This window comes from Simkaniaceae bacterium, assembly GCA_021734805.1.
Taxonomy (GTDB): Bacteria; Chlamydiota; Chlamydiia; order Chlamydiales; family JACRBE01; genus Amphritriteisimkania.
Window position 1 is genome coordinate 49299 of record JAIPIG010000008.1, and the last position, 11688, is coordinate 60986.

Annotated in this window: 7 protein-coding genes; 4 read left to right on the forward strand and 3 right to left on the reverse strand. The window is 40.4% G+C overall.

Annotation, left to right across the window (positions count from 1 at the left end; genetic code table 11):
• Nucleotides 1–399: 399 nt before the first annotated feature.
• Together K9M07_02665 and K9M07_02670 are read left to right on the forward strand one after the other, a co-directional pair.
• Nucleotides 400–2763, forward strand: a complete 2364-nt coding sequence (locus K9M07_02665) for a DNA translocase FtsK (GenBank protein MCF7852124.1) — start codon at nt 400–402, stop codon at nt 2761–2763.
• 64 nt (nt 2764–2827) lie between these two features.
• On the forward strand, nt 2828–4195 hold the full coding sequence (locus tag K9M07_02670; GenBank protein ID MCF7852125.1) for a response regulator: 1368 nt from the start codon (nt 2828–2830) through the stop codon (nt 4193–4195).
• Here K9M07_02670 and K9M07_02675 read toward each other — a convergent pair.
• Nucleotides 4178–4966, reverse strand: a complete 789-nt coding sequence (locus tag K9M07_02675) for an MBL fold metallo-hydrolase (protein MCF7852126.1) — start codon at nt 4964–4966, stop codon at nt 4178–4180. The genes K9M07_02670 and K9M07_02675 overlap by 18 nt on opposite strands.
• Nucleotides 4967–5332: 366 nt before the next feature.
• Between K9M07_02675 and K9M07_02680 the strand changes: the two genes are divergently transcribed.
• Together K9M07_02680 and K9M07_02685 are read left to right on the forward strand one after the other, a co-directional pair.
• Nucleotides 5333–7315 carry a hypothetical protein gene (locus tag K9M07_02680; protein ID MCF7852127.1) on the forward strand — a complete coding sequence of 661 codons (1983 nt, stop codon included), beginning with the start codon at nt 5333–5335 and terminating at the stop codon, nt 7313–7315.
• 356 nt (nt 7316–7671) lie between these two features.
• Complete coding sequence (locus K9M07_02685; GenBank protein MCF7852128.1) at nt 7672–8025, forward strand: hypothetical protein; 354 nt, start codon at nt 7672–7674, stop codon at nt 8023–8025.
• Here the strand turns inward: K9M07_02685 and K9M07_02690 are convergent.
• Both K9M07_02690 and K9M07_02695 read right to left on the reverse strand, forming a co-directional pair.
• A complete protein-coding gene (locus K9M07_02690; protein MCF7852129.1) occupies nt 8022–10064 on the reverse strand; it encodes an MFS transporter in 2043 nt (680 codons plus the stop codon). The two genes, K9M07_02685 and K9M07_02690, sit on opposite strands and share 4 nt — an antisense overlap.
• 4 nt (nt 10065–10068) lie before the next feature.
• Nucleotides 10069–11172, reverse strand: coding sequence for a UPF0158 family protein (locus K9M07_02695; GenBank protein ID MCF7852130.1), 1104 nt, complete (start codon nt 11170–11172; stop codon nt 10069–10071).
• Nucleotides 11173–11688: the final 516 nt, after the last annotated feature.

Sequence of the window (11688 nt, forward strand, 5' to 3'; positions counted from 1 at the left end):
AATTGGGTTTTATCTTCGCCGGCATCTTCGACTTTTCACCCTTAATTTTTTGACCTATCTTCAATAGGATCAAAAAATTAAGCCGGTTAAAGCCTGATAAAAATTCGAAGCGCCATCTTTGCTAAAATCCCAACTCTTCAATTCATTTCGGTATAGATTAAATCATTTAAATTCTGTTATAAACATGTTATACTGCTCGTGATTCAAGATTTGGAATTTTTAGAAGCCGGCGCGCCGATGGTCGATCAGGCCAAAGGCCTTTTGACCTGAGCCGCTGCGCTATTGACAATAGGCAAAGGCGAGGTCAAATCGACCAAGCGGGGATGCCGGCGACAAAAAAAACGACTCTTGAATCACGAGCAGTATATATACAAATGAATTTAAAAGTTAGGCTAATGAGTGGCTAAAGTAAAAGTCATCCATCCTGAAGCAAAAGGATTGTTTTCACTCTCTTTTTTTGCACTCCTCTTTATTTGTCTGATCACTTTTAGTGATGGGATTCCGGAAGCAAACTGGCTTGGTCTCACCGGCCACTATATTGCTCTTGGTTTAAATACGCTTTTTGGTCTCGGTAGCTTTTTAATCATTTTTTATGGCTTTTGGTATGGGGCAAAACTTCTTTATCTCAAATCTCTCGAGCCACTTAAACTAAAAAGCGTCTATTTTTCGCTTTTTCTCTTTTCTTTTTGCCTTTTTCTGAATGCCCTTTCCGAAATGCACATTCTAGATCTCACATGGATCCAAACCCACTCTTTATCGGAAACTTTTGTCATCGATGCGGGATTTCAACATCGGAGCCTCCGTTATAATTTAGGAGGCGTGCCTCTTTATTATCTATACCGCGATCTTCCCCTCCTCAATTTACAAAATCTATTATCCGATGTTGGTGTGCTTTTTACATTTGGTATCTGCATGCTCGTATCGGGCATTTTATTTTTGGAAATCAGCGTCATTAAAGTGCTCAAATCTCTCAAAACCGCTTTTATCTCTCTTTTGAAATATCTCAGATTCGGTTTTCAAAAACTCAAAAAGATCGAACTCAAAGACGTCTTATTTGAAACGGCCGCTGAAAAGGCTTTGGTTCCCGTCACAACCGTTAAACCGATGAGAAAAAAAGCTGTTGAACCGGAAATTAAGGTCAAAGCAAACGAAACACAGATTCCGACTAAAATTGATCGTGCACAAATCATCGATGTCGAAAATGTCAAAATTTATAGTGAGCTCAAACCCGATCCCTACCTTGAAGAGAACTTTAAGCAAAAAAAACGCCCCTCAAAAAAACCGGAGCGCGCTTATAATCTCCCCCCTTTATCCCTCCTCACAAATGCTAAAAAAATTGATCATCCCTCTTTAGAAAAAGAACTCAAAGCTCAGGCTTCCGTTTTAGAGGAAACCCTTCTTTCATTTAGTATTGAAGCAAAGGTTGGTGAAATCAATTGCGGCCCTACAATCACCTCTTTTGAGGTCCATCCCGCAATCGGCGTTAAAGTCCAGAAAATCAAAGCTGTCGAAAACGATATCGCCCTTAATATGGAAGCAAAATCGATCCGCATTATTGCCCCTATCCCGGGTAAAGCGGTTGTCGGAGTCGAAGTCCCCTCTCTCTATCCCCAAGAAGTGGGCTTTAAAGAGATGCTCTATCACTATCAAACGACTGAAAAAAAACATAATATCCCCATGATTCTCGGCAAAACGGTCAGCGGTGAAGATGTCACATGTGATGTGACCAAAATGCCCCATTGCATCATTGCCGGAGCCACCGGATCCGGAAAATCCGTCTGCGTCAATACCATTATCATGTCGATATTGATGACGATGACGCCTGATGAGGTAAAGCTTATTCTCATCGACCCAAAAAAAGTCGAGCTCACCCCTTTTACCGATCTTCCTCACTTGATTGCCCCTGTCATCACTGAGCCGCAAGGAGCCTATGCTGCCCTTAAATGGGTCGTCAATGAAATGGAGCTGCGCTATGAGATCTTAAAGCGCCTATCCTTAAGAAATATCACAGCCTTTAACAAGCGAAGCATCGATGAAAAATTAGAGAGCGAATGCGATATTGACATCCCTGAAAAAATGTATTGGATCGTCATGATTATCGATGAATTTGCCGATTTAATGATGACATCGCGCGATGATCTTGAAACGCCCATTGCGCGGATTGCTCAGATGGCACGCGCCGTCGGTATTCATTTAATTTTAGCAACGCAGCGCCCTTCAAGAGAGGTGATTACCGGTCTCATCAAAGCTAATTTTCCTTCACGTATTTCATTTAAAGTAGCAAGCCGCATCAATTCGCAAATTATCATCGATGAGAGTGGGGCTGAAATGCTTCTTGGCAATGGCGATATGCTCTTTCTCCCCCCGACCTCCTCACAACCCATTCGGGCGCAAGGAGCCTTCATCCGCGATGAGGATATCAATCGCATTATTCGATTCATTAAAGATCAACGCCCTACCGAATATCTCGTTGCATCTTTCGATGCCTTTAAGGGAAGTCATTTAATGGATTCCGATGAGGACTTTAAAGACTCCCTCTTCCCCAAAGCGATGGGAATTGTCGTTGAGGCGCAAAATGCTTCTACGACTTTTCTGCAACGCAAGCTCAAGGTGGGTTATGCACGAGCAGCCTCCCTGATCGATGAGCTCGAAGATCGGGGCATCATTGGCCCACAAGAAGGGGGAAAACCCCGCAAAATTTTAGTCCATTCGGAGGAATTCTCTTCTTCGATGGTAGAAGATGATCTAGAAGATTCTTTCTGATGTTTGTCTATTAATCCCATATTGTTTAAAGAACAAATAATGTCTGATTTTGTGTGGTTGATCGATGGAGCAGCAAAAAAAACGTATCCTCGTTGCCGATGGGTTTGAAAAGACTCAGCAATTAATAGAAAGTACGCAAGGATTTGATCAATATGAGTTTATGTTCGTCAGAGATGGCGAATCATGCAAACTTGCCATTGCACAATTTCATCCCGATCTCCTTTTAATTGAACTTTTTCTCCCCCACCTTCATGGCATCCAGGTTTTGAAATGGATGAAAAAGGATATCAAATACCGCTCGATTGGAACCATTGTCATGACCTATGAGCTTATGCTCCAAAACTACCGCTCTGCGCTCGAAGCAGGGGCTGATTATTTTTTAGATAAACCCTTTAATCCAAACCATTTGTTTTTATTATTTGAGCGTTTTTTTGCTAATGAGCTTAAATCCGATCCCTTCCAAGGGGAACCGATTATTGATTTTGGGATCGATTCTTATTACGATCCTCAGGTCCATATTCCCACCTCCTATCTAAAATTCTGGGGAACAAGGGGATCTATTTCAGTTGCCGGAGAAAAATATGTGCGCATGGGAGGGAATACGCCCTGCTTAGAAATTCGAACGAAAAAAACCTCACTTATTATTGATTCCGGAACGGGAATACGCCCTTTGGGAGAGCTTATTTTAGAACATGGGAAAAATAACAACATCAATTTATTGATTTCGCATACCCATCAAGATCATATTCTGGGTTTTCCCTTCTTCTACCCTCTCTACTCAGAGAAAAATAAAATCACGGTTTGGTCTCCCGTCGGTTTTGAAAAGACAACGGAAGGGCTCTTTAAAGAAATGCTCGCCTACTCCTTTTTCCCCGTACGGCTTGAACAGATGCGGGCCACTGTTGAATTTGCAGATCTGCATGATTCAAAGAGCTATGACTTCAATGACATTCAAATCGGATGCCACTACACCTATCATCCGGGCCCGACACTGGGATTTAAGATTTCTGTTGAAGGACACAAAATCGGCTATATAACGGATAATGAATTTCTTGTTGGCTATCATGGACATCCCAATGATATCCCTGAAGATCATCCCCTTTTAGATTCTTATCGCCCTCTCATTAACTTTTTGCATGACTGCGATGTGATTGTTCACGAAGCGCAATACTTCCCTAAAGAATATGAGCAAAAAGTTGGATGGGGACACTCCTCAATTACAAATGCAACAATTCTTTTTAAAAATCTTCCAAATTGCAAACACTGGATTGTCACTCATCACGATCCTAGACATACGGATCAAATGCTGGCGCTAAAACAAGAACTACATTGGCAAATTATGATTGAAGCGGGTGTCAAATGCTATCTCTCATACGCCTATGATGGCATGATCTACCCTATTTTAAAAAACAACTCATCCCACCCTACCTGAATAGTAAATAGGTTGACTGATTTGATGTTGGTGCGCAATAGATAACGGCACTTCAATCCCTTTTTCTCCTAAATAATCTTTGATTCGCTGTAGCGCGATGCCCGGATCATTGCACTCTTCCGATAAGTGCGCGAGATAAACATGCTCTAATTTATTATGATAAATCGCATGGATGAGTTTAGCGCAATCTTCATTGGATAAATGCCCCTGTCGGCTCAGCACCCTCTCTTTATAAACATCCGGACGTTGAGATGCGTGAACGAGATCGATTTCATGATTTGCCTCAATCACAAGATAATGACAGCTGCGCAGTCTCTCAATGACTAAAGAGGAGGCAAAACCAAGATCCGTACATATGCCGAATTTAATGCCCTCACTTATAATTGTAAAGGCCACAGGATCAACCGTGTCATGATGAATACTAAAAGGGTGCACTTCAATATCGCGCCACACGAAGGTTTCCCCGGTCGTGAAAATCTTAAAACGGGGGCGTACACCGATCAGCTCAACAATCATCTTTGCCGTATCGGAATTGGCAATAATGGGAATATCATGTTCTTTAATTAGACGCGCAATCCCCTTGATGTGATCACTATGTTCATGTGTAACTAAAACAGCATCAATCGACTCAATAGGAACATCAATCTCAAGTAGACGGTCTTTCAAACTTCGATAACTCAAACCCGCATCGATGAGAATTTTTGTCTCTTTACTTTCATAATACAGGGCATTTCCCTTGGAGCCGGATGCAAGCGGACAATAACCCTTCATGTTTCACTTCCCATTCTTCAGTTCTATTAGCCCGCATTCCTCATAAATTTGAGTCGCCTCATCCGTATCTGTCCGGCCATCTTTTGATAGTGCTCATCACCAATATCTTGAGGATATTGGTGATGAGCACTATCAAAAATCTAACTGGATAGGCTGCAGTCCTCCCCCCCCCCCCAAACTTTGTGAGAAATGCGGGTTAGGGGAGCTCTATTAGAAAAGATCCGAGGTGAATTTTGCAACCCTTTTTTAAAAAAACTCTTCAAAGAAAAAACACCCCTTTTTATTGATTAAAATGCTGAAAATTAATCTGTTTTGCTTTAAAATACTCCTCAAATATTCCGAGTTTAGAAGAAAAAGAGAAAAAAAATGGCTTCAAGAGTAGATCGACAAGAAACTACCAACCATCGAATACTAGCATTGATACTAAACGCAAATCTTAAAAATCAGTTTATAGCCGACAAAGCCGTTCTTTTAGGTAGGGAAGATCCTCGTATTCTACCTTTTTCTGAATTTATTCAAGAAATGATCTTTAAACCCGGCTTATTAACTCACAGACTAAGTTCTTGCATTCACAAATACTGTGAACGTCTATTAGATCATCCCGGACATTCAAATCAAATTTATGCAGTATTTTGGAAATGCTTTTATTCTCGTATTGAAGGTGTCAAAGCAAAGGCTATTACGCCGAAAATCAAAATGGATCAAGCCATCGCCGGCCTTTTATGTGAGCTTAATCGGACAATTCAAGCCTTGTTTTATGAACGAATGGCTTTGCTATTAAACACATGTTATTCAATTACATATGAAAAATACATGGCCCTATGTCATGAATACAATGCAGCAGTTCGAGTTGAAAATGGAAAAGTTTCTATCTATATTGATTACAAGGCGTATTCATCAATAGAAGCGATTGCATTCATTTTTAACTACTGCACTATCAAGATAATCAATGTTCGCGGTAAACCTTATTTTACCTTCAAAATAGACTCGATTTCAGAAGACCTATTGAGATTGTTAGAAGGACATGGCCATCCGGAACTAAAAAAACTTGCCGATACCTTCAATAATACACGAAAAATACAACAACACCATGAGACTCTCAAAAAAAATTCGAGCATTCTAATAACAACATTGCACTCTATATCAGTTGGCCTCCGAGAGGAACCGCGCGTTAGGAAAATGATACCGATAGCCATGAAATTATATGATGCCTATATAAGCCCTTCTGATACGACTGATCTTCCTTTTTTTCAGCCACATGTGGAGTCTAGAGAGTTTAGAGCAGCGGTAGCAACCGAATATAAAGTAATAAAATCAGACATCGATAAGACTTATGAAGAAGTCTGGAAATTATATGACAAACTTGCTCATCGTTTCACCAATCATTTACCTGACTGTCATGAATACTATCTCAGCACCGTCACATGTATTACCAAAGATTATTGTGAAGAGCTTTTTCCTGAAGGAAGGCTCCCCGGTGATGTCTATTTTAGAAGTCTAAGCCTCAATAACCCACCTAAACGTTTGCTAAAAAATAGAACATTATCAAATACGTTCATTCGATCAGATTCTGCTTGTTCTTCAAAAAAACCTTCAATAGATGCCGAGCCTGCATTGACAGCCTCTGATTTAACACGCAGCGATTCAGATGACGATGATGATAGTAGATCCGGCTCAAAAATAAGCCATTTATCTATAGAAGATGCAGCTCACACGGCATTGGAAACATCGGATGCAGAACCGAAGATGATGATTGATCCAAAAGAAACCCGTACTTCTGATCTAGGGACTCTTATTGATGGAATTTCACATGGATTTAAGTTTGACTGGCAAAGAGTGCACGAGCGCGTTGTCTTATGGGAAAAGGATCCTTTAAGAGCTCTATCCGATCCGAAATATTCACGAATATTTGATGCTAAAATAAGAGAGAATATCGTTAAAGAGCACCTATTTCCTAGAGTACTTGATTCTTTTATCGGAACAGATTTTTCCATGAACATCCCTAATGACGACAAAAACAAAACAACGTTTGTTCTCATCGGAACTTTAAATGGAGAGTTATCACAATTTGAATACGGATTTTATAAAGAAAAGGGACAATGGATTTTATATCACAGATGGTCACGTCATAATGATAAATATAAAACCTTAATCTCTTTACATGAAAGAAATCCGGATCTTAGCCCCGATCTATTATCGACCTCTTTTAGTTTTTCCGAAGACTTAATCTCTTCTCCCAAACTAGTTATATTGAGCGAAGCAACAACCTTCGCCTACAACGAACATACGCGTATTTTGACAATTATCGATGGGGACAATACCATCCAACTTTTTAAGGCTAAAAAGTAATATATACTGCATAATTTCAATTTTTAAATTAACTTTGTTTTCCACACTCAAACAACTTGTTTTCCACATTTTATCTACTTTGTAACAAAAAAAGTAATTAAAACCTCTATTTTTCCACATTTTTTAAAAGTTAAAAATAACTTCTAACAAACTCTAAATATACTTATAAAAAAAATATTTGACTTATTTATTTCATTTTTTATATAACCCGAAAATAACTATTGAACGGAGGCCAAGCTACAATCTCCCTGCTTTAGCCGGGAGCTCAAGCGGCTAGCCATTAATAGCCAATATTCCTTAACCGTCAAAAAAACCTCCTCTATTTATGGAGGAGATTTTTTAAACTAGAGGGCATTATGGCCGTACATGCATTTATAGATGAGTTTTTCTCAGATCTCGATGAGACGCTCGACCGTATCATTGAAAATGCAGAAATCCTCGAGGAAATTGAAGAATATCCCGAGGAATTTAAGCATGAAATAGAAACTTTAAAAGAGCTACAAACATCTCTACTCTCTCATTTAATGAACTTAGATGAAATCAAAGAGAATGATCGTATTAAAATTGAATGTAATAAAGCTCTTTGCGAAAAAATTGTCCGGTATGAAGAGTTAAATCAAAAATTCTTACCGCACGTTGCACAGCGCTTCAAACTCGATCACGATCAACTTAAGCTACGCAAAACAAGAAGCCGATCTAAATTGGTTTAAAACTCAACCAGTTCTCGAATGGCTCTTTCAATACCACTTTTTTGTGGAAGAATTTCATCTTCTAATACTTTTGAGTACGCTACGGGACAATCGAGTCCGGTCAATCTCTTGACAGGTGCATCGAGATATTCAAACCCCTCTTCGGCACAACGAGCAGCAATTTCAGCCCCAAATCCACAATTTTTAGCTGCTTCATGAATAATCAGCACTTTACCGGTCTTTTTCATTGAATTGAAAATGGCATCAAAGTCGTAAGGAACAATCGTCCTTAAATCAATCACTTCAATACTCATCCCCTCTTTTTCGAGCTGGACTGCGAGTTCGGCAGCAAAAACGAGCGGCATTCCCCAAGAAACTACTGTTAATTCATCCCCTTCGTGAACGATCTTCGCCTTACCAAATTCGAGGAGCGCCTCTTCGTCCGTTTCTGCATTAGCTGAAAATGCTCTTTGGCGATAAAGCCCCTTGTGCTCTAAAAAGATCACCGGATTGGGATCGCGTACTGCAGCTTTAAGCAGTCGTTTTGCATCCGCTGCATTGCTTGGGTAAGCAATTTTAAGACCCGGACAATGCGCTAAGAAACCCTCAATGCTTTGAGAGTGATAAGGTCCACCTTGGATATACCCTCCTGTTGGCATTCTAACAACAACAGGGGCATTCCACTCTCCATTTGAGCGGTAATGGATAGAAGAGAGCTCATTAAATAATTGATTAATTCCCGTCCACAAATAATCGGAAAATTGGATTTCCGCAACGGGCTTATGGACCCCATCCATAGCTAATCCAATCGCAATTCCAATAATTGTCGATTCGGCAAGGGGGGTATTAAAACAACGCATCGCTCCGTGCTTTTCAGTGAGCGATCGAGTGACACCAAAGACCCCGCCTTTTCCGCGAGCCACATCTTGTCCAAAAACGATCACCCCTTCATCTCGAGCCATCTCTTCATCTAAAGCATGATTGAGTGCATCGACCATCACGATACTCTCTTTGGTCCCGGGCTGTTCATTAGATTGAACATGATGATCTTTAAATACATGATCGAGCACACTGTCTTTAGGCGGGTGGGGATATTTTTCAGCCTCTAGGGCTGCAGCCTCTACTGCATCAAAGATCTCTTTTCGAATGGCCTCAATCTCATCTTGAGTTAATGCGCCTTCTTGTATCAGCTCTTTTTCAAAGCGCCGGATTGGATCGAGCTCAAAATCACGCTTGATATCCTCTTCATCACGGTATTTTTTAGGATCATCGCTACTACTATGGGCACCGATTCGAGGAACGCGGGCTACGATCACACTAGGTCCCTGCCCCAAACGCCCCCTTTGAATGACCTTCTCTAGGGCATTTTTTGTCTCATTATAGTGGCACCCGTCAATATCAAAAACTTCTAATCCGGTATAGCCTTTCATTGATAGGGCCGGATTTCCCCCTGCAGACTGCTCTTCAACAGGAACGGAAATCGCATAACCATTGTTTTGAATGACAAAAACAACACTGAGTTGGTGAATACATGCGAAATTGAGCGCTTCATGAAAATCACCTTGTGATGTGGCTCCATCACCTGATGAAACATAAACAACTTCATCCACTCCCCGCAGTTTTGCACTTAAAGCAACACCCACTGCATGTAGAAATTGAGAACCAACGACAGAAGATTGGCAAGGAATGCGCAGTGCTTTATGAGAAAAATGCTCGGGCATTTGGCGTCCGCCGGAATGATGAGGGAGCTGGCGCGCCATCAATGTCGCAAATAAATGCTTAGCTTCAACACCGAGAGCCAAGGCAAAAGCGCGATCCCGATAATAGGGAAGACCCCAATCTTTTCCCGGAGTGAGTAAGAGACCACTCAACGACCCAATCATTTCATGTCCCATCGTACAGAGATGGAAGTTTCCTCCCTTATTTTGTCGAATCAATTTCTGCATTTTTTCATCGACAAAACGACAGCGAAGCATCGCTTCATAGGTCTGTCTTTTAAGAGTTTTTTTTGTACAGCGCGCAAAGACTTGCGCTTGATTGAGTTGAGTTTTTATAGCCATAAACTCAGTCCTCTCCCTTATTTTTCTTATATTGAATGGGTGTCACGGTTTTCGCTTTTTTCTTTGGCACTACTTCATCGCCTTTGCGAGGACGCCCTCTTTTCTTAGGAAAAGACCCCTGGGCAATTTTAGATAAAATAGACGAACCCTCACCCGTATCTCTTGATTCAGCCGAGACAGCTTGAATCATTTTTCTCTCTGCCGGCAGAGCCCCATCCACTTCTTTAAAATCTTTTAGGCGACCTGAAATGTGTCGAAGGGATTCGAGCCTTTGAGAGAGCATCTCAAGACGCGTATCGATTTTTTCCTTGGAACTCCCCCGAAGAGACGCGCGCAGTTGATCTTCCGTATCAAATTTCGCAGAAAAGCTCACGGATCCACCATTATAGTCGGGGATAAAGAGAAAGGGTCTAGCTCTCGAAGGGATCATTTTATAAATATCACTGACAAGTTGCGGCTCAACTTCAATCTTAGCCACCTGCTTGGGCGGACGTCCTCTTTTAGGCCTTGGGTTAAGCGCTTCATTCGAGTAATATGTTTTTGCCTTTGCAACAAGAGCATTGCGAGCCGACTGGATATCCTTAGATACCTTTGGTTCAAATGTATGCATTTTGACCTTTTCCACAGTATTGCGTGGGAAATCCAAATCTTCTTCAAAGACAAACTGAAAATCGTGAGAGCGGAGCCACTCAATGATTCGAATGCGCGAGCGCTCGTGATAATATTGTTGCCACTTATCGAGTTCCGTCAAATGGTCATAAATAAATTCTAAAAAATTTTCCCTTGCCTCTCTAGAGGAAATAATATCGAGTAGTTTCTCTTTAATATCGATATCATAGACCTTCTCATTGACAAATCCTTCCATAAATTTTTTTGTTTCATAGAATGTCAATTTAGGAACTAGGGCATATCTTTCACTATTTTCTTTAAGCTCAGCCTCAACGGCTTCGAGATCACTCTCTTCCTTATCGAGATCGATAAAGATTAAAAATCCCTCAACCTTATCGAGGTAAAAATCACGCTCATCATCGGACTTAGAAAAAGCTTCGATCATTCGATGATATCTTAAAATCAATGGGTTTTGCGCTTTCGGCCACGACTTAGACATTATCCACTCACATTAAATTTTGAATTTAGGTTACATGATACCATACTTTTGAGTAGTTGTACATCTTTCAAATTATCCCTCTATACGACTCGTGATAAAAAAATTGCGGGTAAAAAATGCTTTGTTGCATAATTCGACAAACTATCAAACCATTGATCATAAGCACTTTAACATCAACAGAGAGCGCAGCGTACATGGGGAAAAATTACAAAATTGAGATTAAATGGAAAGCAAGCTACAACCAATATTTAAAAATATTTATATTATTTCAGCTCCAATCTTGAATTATTTTAATCTAATAAATATCCGTATTATTATATTGTTTTTTTATTGAAAATCGTTTATAATATCATTAATTTTTTTTAACAAGGTTCTTTATCTCGACTTTGTACAATTTTATGATCAACTCGCTGACGCTCATCGATCATAGGATTGGACAAGAAAAAAATTGATAGAGAGCGCTCAATCATTCATACTGTTTGGTTATCAAGCACAAACGGTAAAACTATGGACTCT

Coding starts and splice junctions, on each gene's coding strand:
- K9M07_02670 (MCF7852125.1), top strand. CDS start 2,828: ATGGAGCAGCAAAAAAAACGTATCCTCGTTGCCGATGGGTTTGAAAAG.
- K9M07_02690 (MCF7852129.1), bottom strand. CDS start 10,064: ATGGCTATAAAAACTCAACTCAATCAAGCGCAAGTCTTTGCGCGCTGT.
- K9M07_02675 (MCF7852126.1), bottom strand. CDS start 4,966: ATGAAGGGTTATTGTCCGCTTGCATCCGGCTCCAAGGGAAATGCCCTG.
- K9M07_02695 (MCF7852130.1), bottom strand. CDS start 11,172: ATGTCTAAGTCGTGGCCGAAAGCGCAAAACCCATTGATTTTAAGATAT.
- K9M07_02685 (MCF7852128.1), top strand. CDS start 7,672: ATGGCCGTACATGCATTTATAGATGAGTTTTTCTCAGATCTCGATGAG.
- K9M07_02680 (MCF7852127.1), top strand. CDS start 5,333: ATGGCTTCAAGAGTAGATCGACAAGAAACTACCAACCATCGAATACTA.